The 15,287-nt window shown below is 67.5% G+C and carries 16 protein-coding genes; 6 read left to right on the top strand and 10 right to left on the bottom strand.

The window, feature by feature from the left end:
• Nucleotides 1–34 precede the first annotated feature (34 nt).
• The 3 genes from ACZLHH_RS19525 to ACZLHH_RS19535 all read left to right on the top strand — a co-directional run bounded on the left by ACZLHH_RS19525 (nucleotide 35) and on the right by ACZLHH_RS19535 (nucleotide 2,801).
• Complete coding sequence (locus ACZLHH_RS19525; RefSeq protein ID WP_180844154.1) at nucleotides 35–1,291, top strand: 6-phosphofructokinase; 1,257 nt, start codon at nucleotides 35–37, stop codon at nucleotides 1,289–1,291.
• Between the two features lie 205 nt (nucleotides 1,292–1,496).
• The gene (locus ACZLHH_RS19530; RefSeq protein WP_032128387.1) at nucleotides 1,497–2,291 is read left to right on the top strand and encodes a hypothetical protein; all 795 of its coding nucleotides are present in this window, start codon (nucleotides 1,497–1,499) and stop codon (nucleotides 2,289–2,291) included.
• Between the two features lie 120 nt (nucleotides 2,292–2,411).
• Nucleotides 2,412–2,801 (top strand): DUF488 domain-containing protein, encoded by a 390-nt coding sequence (locus ACZLHH_RS19535; protein ID WP_180844153.1) that lies wholly within the window; start codon nucleotides 2,412–2,414, stop codon nucleotides 2,799–2,801.
• A gap of 122 nt (nucleotides 2,802–2,923) precedes the next feature.
• On the opposite strand, the gene ACZLHH_RS19540 is transcribed toward ACZLHH_RS19535, so the two are convergent.
• On the bottom strand, nucleotides 2,924–3,427 hold the full coding sequence (locus tag ACZLHH_RS19540) for a hypothetical protein (protein ID WP_032128388.1): 504 nt from the start codon (nucleotides 3,425–3,427) through the stop codon (nucleotides 2,924–2,926).
• Nucleotides 3,428–3,735: 308 nt separating this feature from the next.
• Here ACZLHH_RS19540 and ACZLHH_RS19545 point away from each other — a divergent pair, with 308 nt between their 5' ends.
• Nucleotides 3,736–5,763 (top strand): sodium-translocating pyrophosphatase, encoded by a 2,028-nt coding sequence (locus ACZLHH_RS19545; protein WP_180844152.1) that lies wholly within the window; start codon nucleotides 3,736–3,738, stop codon nucleotides 5,761–5,763.
• A gap of 141 nt (nucleotides 5,764–5,904) precedes the next feature.
• On the opposite strand, the gene ACZLHH_RS19550 is transcribed toward ACZLHH_RS19545, so the two are convergent.
• The 5 genes from ACZLHH_RS19550 to ACZLHH_RS19570 are packed head-to-tail and all read right to left on the bottom strand — an operon-like array spanning nucleotide 5,905 to nucleotide 8,857.
• The gene (locus ACZLHH_RS19550) at nucleotides 5,905–6,624 is read right to left on the bottom strand and encodes an energy transducer TonB (RefSeq protein WP_071228168.1); all 720 of its coding nucleotides are present in this window, start codon (nucleotides 6,622–6,624) and stop codon (nucleotides 5,905–5,907) included.
• Complete coding sequence (gene exbD / locus ACZLHH_RS19555; RefSeq protein WP_107431600.1) at nucleotides 6,621–7,046, bottom strand: TonB system transport protein ExbD; 426 nt, start codon at nucleotides 7,044–7,046, stop codon at nucleotides 6,621–6,623. Before exbD ends, ACZLHH_RS19550 begins: the two co-directional genes overlap by 4 nt.
• A 9-nt stretch (nucleotides 7,047–7,055) precedes the next feature.
• A complete protein-coding gene (gene exbB, locus ACZLHH_RS19560) occupies nucleotides 7,056–7,784 on the bottom strand; it encodes a tonB-system energizer ExbB (protein WP_180844180.1) in 729 nt (242 codons plus the stop codon).
• Nucleotides 7,771–8,238 carry a YbaN family protein gene (locus ACZLHH_RS19565; protein WP_032128408.1) on the bottom strand — a complete coding sequence of 156 codons (468 nt, stop codon included), beginning with the start codon at nucleotides 8,236–8,238 and terminating at the stop codon, nucleotides 7,771–7,773. The genes exbB and ACZLHH_RS19565 overlap by 14 nt, the downstream gene beginning before the upstream one ends.
• A 31-nt stretch (nucleotides 8,239–8,269) precedes the next feature.
• Nucleotides 8,270–8,857 (bottom strand): biliverdin-producing heme oxygenase, encoded by a 588-nt coding sequence (locus ACZLHH_RS19570; protein WP_049400694.1) that lies wholly within the window; start codon nucleotides 8,855–8,857, stop codon nucleotides 8,270–8,272.
• A 106-nt stretch (nucleotides 8,858–8,963) separates the two neighbouring features.
• On the opposite strand from ACZLHH_RS19570, the gene ACZLHH_RS19575 reads away from it, so the two are divergent.
• Complete coding sequence (locus ACZLHH_RS19575; RefSeq protein WP_006390068.1) at nucleotides 8,964–9,221, top strand: DUF2789 domain-containing protein; 258 nt, start codon at nucleotides 8,964–8,966, stop codon at nucleotides 9,219–9,221.
• A 96-nt stretch (nucleotides 9,222–9,317) separates the two neighbouring features.
• Here the strand turns inward: ACZLHH_RS19575 and ACZLHH_RS19580 are convergent, their stop codons facing one another.
• From ACZLHH_RS19580 to ACZLHH_RS19595, 4 genes are all read right to left on the bottom strand, one after another.
• Nucleotides 9,318–12,236, bottom strand: coding sequence for a TonB-dependent receptor (locus ACZLHH_RS19580; protein WP_180844151.1), 2,919 nt, complete (start codon nucleotides 12,234–12,236; stop codon nucleotides 9,318–9,320).
• Between the two features lie 233 nt (nucleotides 12,237–12,469).
• Nucleotides 12,470–13,402, bottom strand: a complete 933-nt coding sequence (locus tag ACZLHH_RS19585) for a FecR family protein (RefSeq protein ID WP_180844150.1) — start codon at nucleotides 13,400–13,402, stop codon at nucleotides 12,470–12,472.
• Between the two features lie 104 nt (nucleotides 13,403–13,506).
• Entirely contained in the window at nucleotides 13,507–14,007 is a 501-nt protein-coding gene (locus ACZLHH_RS19590) for an RNA polymerase sigma factor (protein ID WP_132810745.1), read from the bottom strand.
• 72 nt (nucleotides 14,008–14,079) lie between these two features.
• On the bottom strand, nucleotides 14,080–14,553 hold the full coding sequence (locus ACZLHH_RS19595; RefSeq protein ID WP_180844149.1) for a hypothetical protein: 474 nt from the start codon (nucleotides 14,551–14,553) through the stop codon (nucleotides 14,080–14,082).
• A 184-nt stretch (nucleotides 14,554–14,737) separates the two neighbouring features.
• Here ACZLHH_RS19595 and ppa point away from each other — a divergent pair, with 184 nt between their 5' ends.
• A complete protein-coding gene (ppa, locus tag ACZLHH_RS19600) occupies nucleotides 14,738–15,274 on the top strand; it encodes an inorganic diphosphatase (protein WP_005410935.1) in 537 nt (178 codons plus the stop codon).
• Nucleotides 15,275–15,287 lie beyond the last annotated feature (13 nt).

The following is a 15,287-nucleotide window of genomic DNA, read 5'->3' on the forward strand; positions in this document are numbered from 1 at the left end:
CCTGCAATGTCCCCTCCCCCGAGCAGGTAGAAGCATGCGCAACGGTACTCTCCTTTATGCCCAGTCCGGCGGTGTCACCGCCGTCATCAACGCCACTGCAGCGGCGGTGATCGAGCAGGCCCGGGCCAAGGGCATCAAGGTCCTGGCCGCCCGCAACGGCATCCTCGGCGCGCTGCGCGAGGAACTGATCGACACCAGCAAGGAGAGTGCTGCGGCCATCCGCGCCCTCGCCCACACCCCGGGCGGCGCCTTCGGCTCGTGCCGGGTCAAGCTGAAATCGCTGGATGCCGACCGCGCCCGCTACGACCGCCTGCTGGAAGTGCTGCGCGCACACGACGTGCGCTGGTTCCTCTACAACGGCGGCAACGACTCGGCCGACACCGCGCTGAAGGTCTCGCACCTGGCCAAGGCCTCCGGCTACGACCTGACCTGCATCGGCGTGCCCAAGACCATCGACAACGATCTGGCGGTGACCGACACCTGTCCCGGCTTCGGCTCGGCGGCCAAGTACACCGCGGTCTCGGTGCGCGAGGCGGCGCTGGACGTGGCGGCAATGGCCGAGACCTCCACCCGTGTCTTCATCTACGAGGCCATGGGCCGCCACGCCGGCTGGCTGGCTGCGGCCGCCGGCCTGGCCGGCAATGGCGATGACGAGGCCCCGCACATCATCCTGCTGCCCGAACGCGCCTATGACGAAGCGGCGTTCCTGGCCAAGGTCAAGGCGGTGGTCGAGCGCGTCGGCTACTGCGTGGTGGTGGCGTCGGAAGGCATCGCCACCGCCGATGGCCGCTTCGTCGCCGACGCGGGCGGCGGCAAGGACTCGTTCGGTCACTCGCAGCTGGGCGGCGTGGCGGCGCACCTGGCCGGCCGGGTCAAGGACCAGCTGGGCCTGAAGGTGCACTGGGCGCTGCCCGACTACCTGCAGCGCTCGGCCCGCCACCTGGCCAGCAAGACCGACTGGGAGCAGGCGCAGGCGGTCGGCAAGGCCGCCGTGCAGCTGGCGCTGAAGGGCCAGAACGGCGTAATGCCGGTGATCGTGCGCAGCAGCGATGCGCCCTATCGCTGGAAGATCGAAGCGGCGCCGCTGTCGAAGATCGCCAATCATGAAAAGAAGATGCCCGCCGGCTTCATCCGCCGCGACGGCTTCGGCATCACCGCCAAGGCGCGGGCCTACCTGTCGCCGCTGATCAAGGGCGAAGCCCCGCTGCCGTACGGCACCGACGGCCTGCCGAAGTACGTGACGCTGAAGAACGTGGCCGTGAAGCAGAAGCTGCCGGCCTTCGAGGGCTGAGCCGAAAAAGGGGACGGAGGGGATTAAGTCGTATACGCCCCTCTGTGCTGAGCCCTGTGCGGAGCGCAGGGCACATTGCGGCGGCCGCCGAAGCACCCCACAATCGGGCTCCGGCCCGGGGCAAAGGGGCCGCCGCAAGCCAGATTCGACGCTGCCCGGCCTTCAAGGCCCGGGCCTGTGCTGCCATTTCACAAGGACTGTAACCATGAAGCACCCGATCCTGATCGCCGCGCTGCTGTCCGGTGCCGCCGCGCCGGCCTTCGCTGCGACCTGCGAAAGCAACTTCCAGAAGAAGGGCAATCCCTTCGTCGGCACGACCTTCACCTCATCGGTCACCCATCCGGACCTGACCGTGGCCAGTGCCATCGGCCAGATGCGGGTGATCGCCAAGAACGCCAACATGGACGTCCTCAGCGAGGACGTGGAAGGCGGCTCGATGCTGATCGAAGAGCCGGAATCCATGGCCCACAAGCCGATTCCGATGATCATCAGTGCCACCTCCGAAGGCGGCCAGGGCACCGTCGGCATGGTGGTGAAGGTCAACAAGGGCGCCATTGCCTCGGCCGATGGCGTGCGCGAAGAAATGTGCAAGCTGCTCAACCAGATCAAGCCGGGCAAGGCTGGCGAACAGGCAGCCAAGGCCACTCCGCAGGCGTCGGTGGTGACGATTGCCGCCGACCGCTTCGGCTTCCAGCTGCGCAACCAGAACAAGGACAACCCGGCCGCGGTCGAGCCGCGCTACAAGGGCAAGACCTACGCCATCACCGGTCGCATCACCTCCGTGCTGCGCAGTGGCGGCACCTACAACACCAGCTTCGACCTGCCCAGCGATGGCAGCATCGACTTTGAGCGCGTGGCCATTTCCTGCTCGTTTGCAGCCAACCAGGCCGCGTATGCGCTGGCCCTGCGCCCGCGCGAGAAGGTGACGCTGACCGGCGTGGTCGACAGCTACGACCAGATTGGTCGTGTGTTGTGGTTGAAGGACTGCCGCGGCAACTGATCGTTGCCAGCATGGGAAAAGGCCCGGGTGCGCAGGCGCCCGGGCCTTTTCGTTTCCACAGCGGTTCACACCTGGCGCACGTGCATCGCAGGATGATGGATGCCCCGCCCGGAGGTCATCATGGCACTGCGTGTTGTTCGACTGGGTACGCCGCGCCACCCCGGCGAAGGGCTGCGTATCGGTACCGTGCGACGACCACCGCGCGGCGTACCACGCAGCGAATTCGCGACACAGGACTGGTACGACGTCTGGTTCCCGCCCCTGTCACCCAGCGCGGAACTGGTAAAGCGGGCGCACGAAGCGAAAACCGCGGCCGACTGGAATGCGTTCTTCCGCCACTACAAGGCCGAGATGAAGGCGCCGGACGCGGCCCACGCGCTGGACCTGCTGGCCGCGATGTCACAGCACAGCGACATCAGCGTGGGGTGCTACTGCGAGGATGAAGCGCATTGCCATCGCAGGGCATTGCGCGAGCTGCTGGTGGCACGTGGGGCAATGCTGGCGGAGTGATGATGGCAGGGTTGCCGGCCAGCGGCCGGCACTACCAGGTTGCCCGCCGGGCATGGCCCGGCACTACCGATGCGCAGCGAAGTAGATCCACGCCGTGCGTGGATGCGCGCTGCTGGAAGGCCTCAATTGCAGGCCTTGCCTTCCATCTGCAGCTGCGCGGCGAACATCGTCACCTGCGGAATCTGGCCGGCAGCGGCCTGCTTCTTGGCCTCTTCCAGATAGATGCGCGACTGGCCCTGCCCGTCCAGCTCGACCTTGTTGCTCGACGGCAGGCGCCACACCCGCACTACCGCCTGCTGCGCCGGGCACGCGGCATTGGGTACGCGGATCACATCATTGAGCTTCCAGCCCTTGTCGGCGCTTGGCTGCGCCTTGGCATAGTCGACGAAACGCGCGCGCGGCTGGCACTGCTCGCTGGTCCGCACCGGCGCGAAGCGATACGGCTCGGCCGCCTGACCGGTGAAGGCACCTTCCAGGCGCGCGCAGGCCTCGGGAATCTGCCGCAGGGTGTGCACCGCGCCCACGGCCTGGGGGGCACCCACGGCGCGCTGCAGCTCCGGGGTTTCCGCGGCGAGTGCCGGTACGGCCGGGACCAGGGCGGCAAGCATCAACAGGGACAGGCGCATGGGGAATCTCCTACGGGACTGGGCGCAGGCTTGCAGAGGCTGGCTTAACGGGGTGCAAAGGCCTGCGGCTTTCGAATCATGCCCATGGACTGGCGGCATGCGGCGGGGCTCGTAAAAACCAGTCGAGCACGGCTCGACTCTACAGTGCGCGGCACGCATACTGCGGGCACCAGGGAATGCTGAACACCGCCATACGTCGGACGACCACCAAGGTCGGTACGGGTTGGTTCCAGGCTGCAGCCCGTCGTCCCCCTCGTGGTGCCGTTCATCGCCACTGGATGCCTACATCCATTCTGCGGAGGGGTCTAATGCTGGAACGTCACGGGCTGTCATTGGCGCTGGGCTGCGCCATTCTCGCGATCCTGTTCGGAATCGTCTCGGCGCGCTGGATCCTGCGCCAACCCACCGGCAATGAACGCATGGTCGCGATCGCCACCGCGATCCAGGAAGGTGCGCGTGCCTACCTCAACCGCCAGTACCTGACCATCGGCGTGGCCGGTGTGGTGCTGTTCGTGCTGGTCGGCATCTTCCTCAGCTGGTACACCGCGATCGGCTTCGCCATCGGTGCGGTGCTGTCCGGCGCGGCCGGCTACATCGGCATGAACGTGTCGGTACGCGCCAACGTGCGCACCGCCGAAGCTGCCCGCCACGGCATCAGCGCGGCGATGGACGTCGCCTTCCGCGGCGGTGCGATCACGGGCATGCTGGTGGTAGGGCTCGGCCTGCTGGGCGTGGCCGGCTATTACGCGCTGCTGCTGCGCCTGGGCCTGCAGATGGACCAGGCGCTGCATGCACTGGTCGGGCTGGCGTTCGGCTCGTCGCTGATCTCGATCTTCGCGCGCCTGGGCGGCGGCATCTTCACCAAGGGTGCCGACGTCGGTGCCGACCTGGTCGGCAAGGTCGAAGCCGGCATTCCCGAGGACGACCCGCGCAACCCGGCGGTGATCGCCGACAACGTCGGTGACAACGTGGGTGACTGCGCCGGCATGGCCGCCGACCTGTTCGAGACCTACGCGGTGACCGTGATCGCCACCATGCTGCTGGGCAGCCTGATGCTGGCCGAGGCAGGCGCCAATGCGGTGCTGTATCCGCTGGTGCTGGGCGGCGTGTCGATCATCGCCTCGATCATCGGCGCACTGTTCGTCAAGGTGAAGCCAGGCGGCTCGATCATGGGCGCGCTGTACAAGGGCGTGATCGTCTCCGGCGTTCTGGCCGCCATCGCCTTCTACCCGATCACCACCGGGCTGATGAGTGACAACGTGCATGGGCCGATGGCGCTGTATGGCTGCGCATTGATCGGGCTGGTACTGACCGGCCTGATCGTGTGGATCACCGAGTACTACACCGGCACCCAGTACAAGCCGGTGCAGCACGTGGCACAGGCCTCGACCACTGGGCATGGCACCAACATCATCGCCGGCCTTGGCATTTCCATGAAGTCCACCGCGCTACCGGTGGTGGCGGTGTGTGCGGCAATCTGGGGCGCGTTCGCGCTTGGGGGCCTGTACGGCATCGCCATCGCCGCCACCGCGATGCTGTCGATGGCCGGCATGATCGTCGCCCTCGATGCCTATGGACCGATCACCGACAACGCCGGTGGCATCGCCGAGATGGCCGAGCTGCCCTCGGAGATCCGCGACATCACCGATCCGCTGGATGCGGTGGGCAACACCACCAAGGCAGTGACCAAGGGTTATGCGATCGGCTCTGCGGCACTGGCGGCACTGGTGCTGTTCGCCGACTACACCCATAACCTGCAGGCAGCACATCCGGGGCAGGAATTCCGCTTCGACCTCAGCGACCACACGGTGATCATCGGACTGCTGATCGGCGGCCTGATTCCCTACCTGTTCGGTGCGATGGCGATGGAAGCGGTCGGCCGCGCCGCCGGTGCGGTGGTGGAAGAAGTGCGCCGCCAGTTCCGCGAGATCCCCGGCATCATGCAGGGCTCCGGCAAGCCGCAGTACGACAAGGCGGTGGACATGCTGACCCGCTCGGCGATCCGCGAAATGATCGTGCCCTCGCTGCTGCCGGTGGCGGTGCCGGTGGTGGTCGGCCTGCTGCTGGGGCCGCGCGCACTGGGCGGCCTGCTGATCGGCACGATCGTGACCGGCCTGTTCGTGGCCATCTCGATGACCACCGGCGGCGGTGCCTGGGACAACGCCAAGAAGTACATCGAGGACGGCCACTTCGGCGGCAAGGGCAGCGAGGCGCACAAGGCGGCGGTAACCGGCGATACCGTCGGCGATCCCTACAAGGACACCGCCGGCCCAGCGATCAATCCGCTGATCAAGATCATCAACATCGTGGCGCTGCTGCTGGTGCCGCTGCTGTAGATCCACACCATGCGCAAACCCGTAGAGTCGAGCTTGCTCGACTGCTTCTGGCCCGCACCGCAGGAGCAGTCGAGCAAGCTCGACTCTACAAGGGCAGCAAGAGCAGAGCAGTCGAGCATGGGGCCGGGTCTACCAAAGCGGTCACCGCCCGCGCAGGAAGAACGACACCGGCACCATCACTTCCACCGGGTCGCCGGCCACTTCGGCCGGCGGCGCCGGTACCGGGCTGGCCCGCTGCACGGTGTCCAGCGTCTCCTGGTCGAGCAGCGCGAAGCCACTGCTGCGGCCCAGTTTCAACCCCGAGACCGCGCCATCGCGGGCAACCGCAAAGCGCACGTAGACCACACCCTGCTGGCGCAGCCGCTCGGCCTGGCGCGGATAGCGGCGGTGTTTCTGCAGGTGCCCGAGCAGGCGTCCTTCCCAGGTCGCCTCGGCACGACTGCGCTCACCCGCCGTGGTCTGCGGTGCGGTGTAGCGTGTGGCCGCATCAGCCGCCACCTGCGGCGGTGCGCTGGTCTGCGCGACGTTGGCGTCAGCGGTGTCCGGCGACGGCGTCGGCTCCGGTGTACGCGGCGGCGGCAGGTCACCCTGCGGCTGCACCGGCGCCTTGGGTTGTTCACGCAGGGCCGGCGTCGGCGCCTGCCGCTGTTGTTGCTGCTGCAGCGGCCCGGTCGCGACCTCGCGCGGCGGCACCGGCGGTGCCTGTGCCATCGGCGCCAGTTCCAGCATCAGCGCCGCAGGCGGAACCGCAGCCGTCAGCGCCGGCGCACGGGCCGCCCACCAGCAGGCCGCGCCGATCAACAGCGCATGCACCAGCAGCACGATCGCCAGGCTGGTCGCCCAGCGCCGCAGTCCACTCATCGTGCGCCCTGCTCCAGGCCGACCAGTGCCACCTTCAGGTAGCCGGCCGCGCGCAGCGCATCCAGCGTGGCCATCAGTTCGCCGTAGGGCACACGGGTATCGGCACGCAGGAAGATGCGCTGCGTGGTGTCACTGTGAGTGGCCGCCTGCAATGCAGCCGCCAGGCTGTCGCGCGCCACGGCCTGTTCACCAACGCGCAGCGACAGATCGGCCTGGACGGTCACGTACACCGGTGCCTGTTCCGGCGGCGTGGCACTGGCATTGCTGGCCGGCAGCTGCACCGGCACCGACACGGTGGCCAGCGGTGCGGCCACCATGAAGATGATCAGCAGCACCAGCATCACGTCGATGAAGGGCGTGACATTGATCTCGTGTGCTTCTTCCGGCACATCGTCGCGGTCGGACGCGGTCCTGATCGCCATCGACGCGCCTCAGTGCACCGCACGCAGCGGCGCCGCTGCGGTACGCGGAACGGCACGATCGAGATCGCGCGAGACCAGTTGCTGCACAGCCGCGGACAGATCGCCGAGCAGACCCCGCAGGCCGGCCAGCACACGGCTGAAGTGGTTGTAGACCAGCACGGCGGGAATCGCTGCGACCAGACCCAGCGCGGTCGCCAGCAGAGCCTCGGCGATGCCGGGCGCAACCACCGCCAGGTTGGTGGTGTTGCTGTGCGCGATGCCGATGAAGCTGTTCATGATGCCCCACACCGTGCCGAACAGGCCGACGAACGGCGCCACCGCGCCGATGCTGGCGAGCACGCCGATGCCGCGTCGCTGCACGCGCGCGGTTTCCAGTTCAATGCGGTCCAGGCGCGAGGCCACGCGCTCCTTGATGCCGTCGCGGCTATCCAGTTCCTGCGACAGGCGCAGTTCGGTGCGCGCTGCGTCCAGCATGGCGAGTGCGGTACCCTGCTGCATACTGGCGTCGGCGCTCCCGCCGGGCAGGCTCGGCGCCTGCAGCAGCAGCGCACGCGCTGCGCGCAGCTGCCGTGCCTGGCGGGCCAGTTCCCAGCCCTTGGCCAGCAGCACGGTCCAGGTGGCCAGCGACGCCAGCGCGAGCGCGATCATCACCGTTTTCACCACCACATCGGCGGCCAGGTACATGCCCCACGGGGTCAGTGCAGGAGCAGCCACGGGGGCCAGGTCAGCAGGCAGCATCGTCTCGTTTTCCATCAGCATCAGGGGTCGCTGCACGGCGGCGTGTCGTGCGCGGATCATTGGCGTCGTCCACTTCCACGACCGGGTTGGGCTCCAGCCGCGGTGCGGGCCGACTGAGCACGTAGCCGGCGCTGACCGCGAAGAACAGGCCCACGCCCAGCAGCAGCCGCCAGGACGGATGTGCGCCCCAGCAGAACAGCGCGAAGCCCACCGCCATGCCGGCGCTGGCAAACGCCTTGCCCTTGCGCGACACCGCGCCCTGCTCGCGCCACAGCCGCAGTGACGGGCCGTAGCGCGGGTGCGCCAGCAGGCGTTGCTCGAACTTCGGCGAACTGCGCGCGAAGCAGCCCACGGCCAGGATCAGGAAGATGGTGGTCGGCATCACCGGCAGCAGCGCGCCGATCACCCCGAGGCCGACCATCACCCAGCCCAGCGCGAACCAGAGCCAGCGCATCAGCGTTGCGCCGATAGGCGGGAGGCGTGCATCAGGCGAATTCCACTTCGACGTGGCCGTGCACGCTGCGGAAGGCGGCGTCCGCCGCATCGATCACCTGCTGCTCCTGCTCGGCGCTCAACGGCACCGCATCCAGCGCAGCGGTGAATTCACGCCAGTGGCGCGCCGCGCCATCCGGGTGCGCGGCCAGGTGACGGGCGCCGAAGTCGCGGTCCAGGCCGAGCTTGGCAGCCATCTTGTACAGAATGGTGCCGCCGAGATTGGAGCCTTCGGCCACATACAGCCACCCCAATGCGGCGGGTAGCTCCAGATCGGACGGCAACGCCGCGATGTCGGCCCCCGGCAGGGTCTGCTCCAGATCCTGCAGGTCGCGCGCCACCTGGGTCAGGCGGCGGCGCTCACCCAGGTCCGGCAGCAGTGCATCCAGCGCAGGGTTGGCATACAGCGCATCGATGCTGCGATGAAAGCGGTACTGCACGCGCAGGAAACGGGCGAAGTTGCTGCGGTCGGCGAAGATGTCGCCAGCCATGATGCGCTTGTCCAGCGCGCCATGGCTGTCGCGGGTGGCGGCCTTGAGCCGCAGGCTGCGGCTGTCTTCAGGGGCGATGTGTGCGTTCATGGGGGATGCCAAGGGGGTCGTCCTGCTGTAGACGTTCGCCATGGGGCTTTCCCCAAGGCCATGTGCACCGATAATGGCGTATCCCTTCTTCCCGCAGGAACCGACGATGATCACCACCGAACCGCGCATGACCAACCTGTTCCTGCAGCTGGGCCTGGATGCCAGCGCCGAGGGCATCGCCCGCTTCATCCGCGAACACCAGCTGGCCACCGATGTGGAAGTGGTCGAAGCGCCGTACTGGAACGATGCCCAGCGCCAGTTCCTGTCCGAGTCGCTGCAGGCCGATGCGGCATGGACCACGGTGGTGGATGAGCTGAACGAGTCGCTGCACGAAGATGCCGTGAAGGCGGCGACCGGGCTGTAACTGGCTGGAGGAAGGCGCCGGGCATGGCCCGGCGCTACCGTTGTCTCCCGCTGGGGTCAGAGCCCTTTCTGCAGGAAAGGGATCCGACCCCGACGATCAGTACTTCCAGGTCAACGCCAGCCGCGCGGTGCGGCCCGGGGCCGGCATCACGCCCAGGGCTAGCGGGTCCAGGTAGTAGCGGTCGGTCAGGTTGTCCACGCCGGCTTCCACCGACAGCTGGTCGTTGAAGCTCCAGCTGGCGAACAGGTCGACCAGGGTGGTCGGCCGGTACAGCTGCTGGATCGCCGACAGGCCCACGTTCCAGTCCTTGTCCAGCTTGCTGATCGGACCGGCGTTGTGGACCACGCGGGTACCGAAGGTCAGGCGCTCGTCGAACAGGCGCGAGCCCAGGGTCAGGTTGACCATGTAGCGCGGCGGGTTCTGGGTATTGGTGTACGAGCCCTCGAAGCCGCCGTCCACGCAGTTGGGCGTGTTGGCCAGTTCATCGTTCCTGCGCTGCGCACCATAGGCACGGCGCTCGGCGGCGATGTCCGGCGCGCAGGTCTTGGCCTTGAAGTAGTAGTGCGCGGACAGGTCGGCGAAAACCTTGCCGCTGTCATAGCTGGACTGGAACTCCATGCCCGAAACCTTGAACTGGTCGACGTTGCGGATCAGGCCAGCCGACAGCGTGCGGTAGTCGCGGGTGATCAGGTCATCGATGCGGGTATCGAAGTAGGCCAGCTTCAGTGCCAGGCGGTCGCCGGCAGTGAACAGATCGTAGCGGATGGTGCTGGCACCGATTTCCCAGCTGCGCGCACGCTCCGGCTTCAGTTCGCCCACCGGCTTGGCGGCGGTGAACAGCCCCAGCGTGGTCTCGAACAGGCTCGGCAGCTTGGTGCCTTCGGCGTACTTCACGTAGACCATGGTGTCTTCGCTGAAGCGGTAGGCCACGCTGGCGGTCGGCGAGAACGCGGTGTCACGACGGCGGATCGGTTGCGACCAGGTCCAGCTGACCGGCACCTCCAGGTCCTGCGCCTTGCCGGCGTCGTAGAAGTTCCAGCCACCGATGTCGCCCACCGTACCCTTCTTGTACGGTGAAGCCAGCAGCGATTCCTGGGTGAAATTGCCGTTGGCGTCCGGATACCAGTTCAGCAGCGCGATGCGCTTGGCTCGCCACGACGGCAGCGCCGGGTTGCCATTGAGCAGCTCGGTGTAGCGGTACTGGCCCTGCACCTCGTAGGCATCGGGCGTGGCCAGGCGGTTGCGGTCATGCACATCCACGCGGTTCCAGCGGCCGCCGGCCAGCAGTTCCCAATGCTCATCGGGCTGCCACTTCAGCGAGGCCACGGCACTGTATTCCTTGCGCTCGGCGTTGCGCAGGAAGCGGTTGTTGATCAGGTCATCGTGCATGACCGGCCCCGAACTGCCCGGTGCAATGTCCTCATCGCTGTAGGACAGGCCGTAGTCGAGGGTGAATGCACCGGCGTGTGTATCGAACTTCGAGGTGTTGCTGGCATCCAGGCCGAAGCGCTTCTGCCGCAGCGGATTGCGGTAGGCATCCTTGTAACCGGGGTCGCCACTGAAGCTGGGCGCGTCGTACCACTCGGTGCGGCGATCGAAGTACCAGGGGGTGATGCCGGTCAGGCTGTTGTACATCACGCTGTCGGTATCGGTGTACGTGGCGTTGACGCGCAGGTCGACCAGCTCGCTGTCCGGGTTGAAACGATAGCGCAGGGTGTAGCTGTCCATGTCGACGTGGCCCGGGTCCCATTGCGGAATGCGGTCACGATCCATACGGATGATCTGCGAGGCCATGATCTCGCCGGCGGTGCCCTCGTAGCGGCGGTAGCCCGCTTCCAGGGTCTGTGCATCGTCGATGCGCCAGGTGCCCTTGAGCAGCGCCGACTTCGAGCGGGCCGAGGTATTGAACACCTCTGTACGCGGCGGGTTCAGCGGCGCCAGCGTGCGCCGGGTCTGCGGGAAGTCATCGTAGCCATGCTTGCCGGAGAAGTAGTTGCCGTTGTCGCGGTAGGCGTAGGCGGCAACCAGATCGAAGCGATCCCAGTGTCCCGCAGCGGCCACATTGAAGAACTGGCTGCCGGTGGCGCTGCGGTCGGTACGCGGCGCGGCGCTGTAGGACGGCAGGTTGTTGGCGCTGTTGTTGGCCAGGCCGCCACGCACGCGCACGCCGAAGTCCCGCCCTTCGCGCAGCACGTCACCGATCTTCAGCGTCTCCATCTCGACCACGCCGCCGATGCCACCGGAGGCGTTGGCCTGCAGGCTCGGGCCCTTGGTGATGGTCAGGCTGGAAATCAGGTCCGGGTCGAGGTAGGTGCGCTGCGACTGGCCGGCATAACCACGGTAGGTATCCATGCTGGACTGGCCACCGTCGATGATCACCGGCACACGGCCCTGGCCCTGGATGCCACGGATGTTGACGTCGAAGCCGTTGCCCACGCGCGGATCACCGGCGGTGACGCCAGCCACGCCCTTGACGATGTCGCCGTTGGACGTACCGCGGAATCGCTCCAGGTGCGTGCGGTTGAGCGTGGTGGTGGAGCCAACGCTGCGATAGCCGTCGAGCAGGCGCGCCTCGTCGCTGGTTGCGCCGCTGTCGATACGGTCGCCGGCCACGCTCAGCGTATCGGTGACGATCACACCGCTGTCGGCCTGCGCCGACGCTGCCGCTTCCAGGGTCACCGCATCGGCACTGACCCGGCGCACCGCCAGGCCACTGCCCTGCAGCAGGTGCTGCAAAGCCTCGCTGGCCGACAGGCTGCCGCTGACCGCACGCGAGGTCACACCCCGGGCCAGAGTGGCCGGGTACACGACCTGCACGCCGGACTGGCGCATGTAGCTGCGCAGCGCCTCGTCCAGTGGCTGCGCGGGGATATCGAAGCGCTGCACGGCAGCGTGGTCACCGCTGGCATCCTGCGCGAGTACGGAGGGCGCGGCGCTGGCCAGGCCGGCCGCCAGCAGGGCGATGCACAGGCGGGACGGGCGCGGCATGCGGCCCGGACGATGGAAATCGAACATGGGGGAACCTGTCAGGTAATCGGTGCCGCGGGCGCGGCGACATCCGCAACACGGGCGGACACGGCGACGTACTGGCGGCGGCGGGTACGTTCGCGGAGTAAGACGGATGAAAGCGTGGCAACCCCAAGAGCGATTTGCGGCCGCGGCAGGTGCCGACCGTGGGTCGGCTGGTTGCCGCGGTGGGTGCCGACCGTTGGTCGGCACAGGGACGGTCATCCACGCATGGCGTGGATCTACTGCACGATGGCGACGCCGAATGGAAGACGAGTAACCCGAAGACCTGCTGTTGCCGCCAACGCATCCAGCGCCTGTTCCGGGCGATCGATGCGCAATGCTGCACTGACGGCCGGCAGCTGCGACAGATCGCCACGCACGAAGGTCGGGCCAGCGCGATAGCGCCCGACCCATTGCACGGCCTCGGCGACGCTGGCCTGCTCCAGCAGCAGTTCACCCTGCCGCCACGCGCCGACACTGTTGGCCGCCACATCTTCCAGACGCGTCACGCCACTGCGCTCGCCATAGACCGCACGCTGTCCCACCTGCAGGTAGGTCCAGCCACCGTCGGCCGGGCTGGCCACGCGCACCCTGCCCTGTCCGACCTGGGTTTCCACCTGATCGTTGTCGCGTGCGACGGAGAACGCGGTCGAGATGTCCTCGACCACGCCATTGCCCGCGCGCACGCTGAAACGCCGCTGGGCATCCGGGCTGACCTCGAACCAGGCGCGCCCGCGCAACAGCTCGATCCGGCGTGCATCGGCATCAAACCGCACGGCGATCGCGCTGTCCGCATCCAGCACGGCACGACTGCCATCGGGCAGTTGCACGTTCTGCACGACATGCGTACTGCGATGGTCGGCCTGCAGCCGCAACCAGGCCTCCGGCCATGCCACCAGCATCGCCAGCGCAGCTGCAGCGGCCATTGCCCAGCGCAGCCGCCGCGTGCGCCGGCGTTCGGCGGGCCGGGCCTGCGGGCGTGGTCCGACGCTGCGCCACAGCGCGCGCTCGTGCTCGAAGGCCCGACGGTGCCCCGGCTGTGCCAGCCAGCGTTCGAACTCATGCATGCGCCCCTCGCCGATGTCACCCGAGGCCAGCCACGCGATCCAGCCCCGGGCCTGTTCGGCCAGGGCATCGTCATTGGCGGCGGGCAGCGTGTTCGGCGGGCTCATCGGCTGGCGGACAGGCGCATTCAAGCGCGGGCGGAGGAACTAGACCGCATCCGCGGTCCAGTGATCAAGACGTTTCAGCGAGGGCCAACCCCAAGCCGGGGCGATCATCGGCCGCTGCGCGCCCAGGCCAGGCGTTGCAGCGCGGTGCGCACATGGTTCTCGATGGTAGTCACCGACACCCCCAGACGGCGGGCGATCTCGGCCTGGGTCAGGCCCTGCAGGCGGTTGAGCCGGAAGATGGTGCGGGTCGGCTCCGGCAGGTGTCCCGCCGCGTCGAGCACCCGCTGCAGCTCGTCCTGTGCCATCGCCTGCTCCTCGGTCGAGATCACCTCGTCCGGCCCCCAAAGGTAGTGGTCGGCCAGCAGACGGTTGCGCCGGGTCGATTCGCGGCCATGGTCGGTGGCCAGGTTGGCGGCCAGCCGGTACAGATAGGCGCGCGGGTTGTCGATGGCCTGGCTGTCATCGACGCCACGTGCCTTGAACCACACCGCCTGGATCACGTCCTCGGCGCCGTTGTCGCCCCCCAGGATGCGTTGCACCCGGCGCAGCAACGCAGGCCGCTCGCGGATCAGCAGTTCGGTGAGGGAGGCGGCATTGGAGGACATGCGCGGAACCGGGACGACAGACGGAAGGCGCCGCGCATGCTACTCCGTTAATGAGAATCAGTCACGTTCTCATCAATGGATGCACCCGGTCAGCCCGTCATAGACGCTCTGCGAGATCCCCGGCAGCGGGTCATGCAGTGGATTGCGGGCGGCGAGCGCGGCATGGAAGGCTTCCACCGGGGTTCCCGCCACCAGCGGCAGGCGGCACAACCAGGTCGGTTGCCGGGCCACGATCGCGCCATCGTTGCGGGACACCTCCAGATCGCTGGCGGCGAATGCCCACAGGCATTCATGCACGGTTCCCCGCACCGCATCCACCGAACAGCGCAGGCGCAGGGCGCGGATATCGCTGTATTCGCCCTCGCAGAAGGTGTCGCCACAGATGGCATCGAAGCCATGCTGCAAACGGCCTTCCAGGGCAAAGAAGCGGTCCCAGTTGGCCTCCTGGTGCGGGTAGTCGATCAGGTCGACATAAGGGGACGCCTGGGCCAAAGGCGCAACCAGCAACATGCAGGTCAGGCCAAACGACAGGGCAGACACGTTCATGGGCAGACTCCTTGGGAAGGTTGGTCCAGCCTGCGCTCCCATGCCGGCCGCCCCCATCAGCCAATCCCGGCCTGCCCGGTAGGCCCCCGCCCCGCAGCGCCGTCGGCCCCTCCCTCTGCACAGCGCCCGGCAAAGGCATAAAATGGGGGGCTATCCGCCTACATCCCCCACCTGGAGCACGACCATGGGTCTGGAACTCGTCTCGCCCGGCAAGAACCCGCCGGAAGAAATCAACGTCATCATCGAGATCCCGAAGGACTCGGAGCCGGTGAAGTACGAAGTGGACAAGGAAACCGGCGCGATCTTCGTCGACCGTATCCTGTCCACCCCGATGCGCTACCCCTGCAACTACGGCTACGTGCCGAGCACCCTGTGCGGCGACGGCGATCCGGCCGACGTGCTGGTGGTGCTGCCGCTGCCGCTGGTGCCGGGCTCGGTCGTGCGCTGCCGTCCGGTCGGCGTGCTGAAGATGAGCGATGAGGCGGGCAGCGACGAGAAGATCCTGGCCGTGCCGGTGTCGAAGATCTTCAGTGGCTATGCCCACGTCGAAGACATCGCCCAGGTGTCCAGCCACTGGCTGGAGCGCATCGGCCACTTCTTCGAGCACTACAAGGACCTGGAGAAGGGCAAGTGGGTCAAGCTGGACGGTTGGGGCGGCGCCGCTGAGGCCAAGCAGATCCTGATCGAGGCGCACCAGCGCCATCTCGACAGCAAGGCCTGAGCCTGAACCGGAT

The sequence above is a fragment of the Stenotrophomonas sp. 28608_Sma genome (genome assembly GCF_056486185.1).

Excerpts from the sequence above, each read along its gene's own strand:
- ACZLHH_RS19525 (WP_180844154.1), top strand. The coding sequence starts at position 35 with ATGCGCAACGGTACTCTCCTTTATGCCCAGTCCGGCGGTGTCACCGCC.
- ACZLHH_RS19530 (WP_032128387.1), top strand. The coding sequence starts at position 1,497 with ATGAAGCACCCGATCCTGATCGCCGCGCTGCTGTCCGGTGCCGCCGCG.
- ACZLHH_RS19535 (WP_180844153.1), top strand. The coding sequence starts at position 2,412 with ATGGCACTGCGTGTTGTTCGACTGGGTACGCCGCGCCACCCCGGCGAA.
- ACZLHH_RS19540 (WP_032128388.1), bottom strand. The coding sequence starts at position 3,427 with ATGCGCCTGTCCCTGTTGATGCTTGCCGCCCTGGTCCCGGCCGTACCG.
- ACZLHH_RS19545 (WP_180844152.1), top strand. The coding sequence starts at position 3,736 with ATGCTGGAACGTCACGGGCTGTCATTGGCGCTGGGCTGCGCCATTCTC.
- ACZLHH_RS19550 (WP_071228168.1), bottom strand. The coding sequence starts at position 6,624 with ATGAGTGGACTGCGGCGCTGGGCGACCAGCCTGGCGATCGTGCTGCTG.
- exbD (WP_107431600.1), bottom strand. The coding sequence starts at position 7,046 with ATGGCGATCAGGACCGCGTCCGACCGCGACGATGTGCCGGAAGAAGCA.
- exbB (WP_180844180.1), bottom strand. The coding sequence starts at position 7,784 with ATGCTGCCTGCTGACCTGGCCCCCGTGGCTGCTCCTGCACTGACCCCG.
- ACZLHH_RS19565 (WP_032128408.1), bottom strand. The coding sequence starts at position 8,238 with ATGCGCTGGCTCTGGTTCGCGCTGGGCTGGGTGATGGTCGGCCTCGGG.
- ACZLHH_RS19570 (WP_049400694.1), bottom strand. The coding sequence starts at position 8,857 with ATGAACGCACACATCGCCCCTGAAGACAGCCGCAGCCTGCGGCTCAAG.
- ACZLHH_RS19575 (WP_006390068.1), top strand. The coding sequence starts at position 8,964 with ATGATCACCACCGAACCGCGCATGACCAACCTGTTCCTGCAGCTGGGC.
- ACZLHH_RS19580 (WP_180844151.1), bottom strand. The coding sequence starts at position 12,236 with ATGTTCGATTTCCATCGTCCGGGCCGCATGCCGCGCCCGTCCCGCCTG.
- ACZLHH_RS19585 (WP_180844150.1), bottom strand. The coding sequence starts at position 13,402 with ATGAGCCCGCCGAACACGCTGCCCGCCGCCAATGACGATGCCCTGGCC.
- ACZLHH_RS19590 (WP_132810745.1), bottom strand. The coding sequence starts at position 14,007 with ATGTCCTCCAATGCCGCCTCCCTCACCGAACTGCTGATCCGCGAGCGG.
- ACZLHH_RS19595 (WP_180844149.1), bottom strand. The coding sequence starts at position 14,553 with ATGAACGTGTCTGCCCTGTCGTTTGGCCTGACCTGCATGTTGCTGGTT.
- ppa (WP_005410935.1), top strand. The coding sequence starts at position 14,738 with ATGGGTCTGGAACTCGTCTCGCCCGGCAAGAACCCGCCGGAAGAAATC.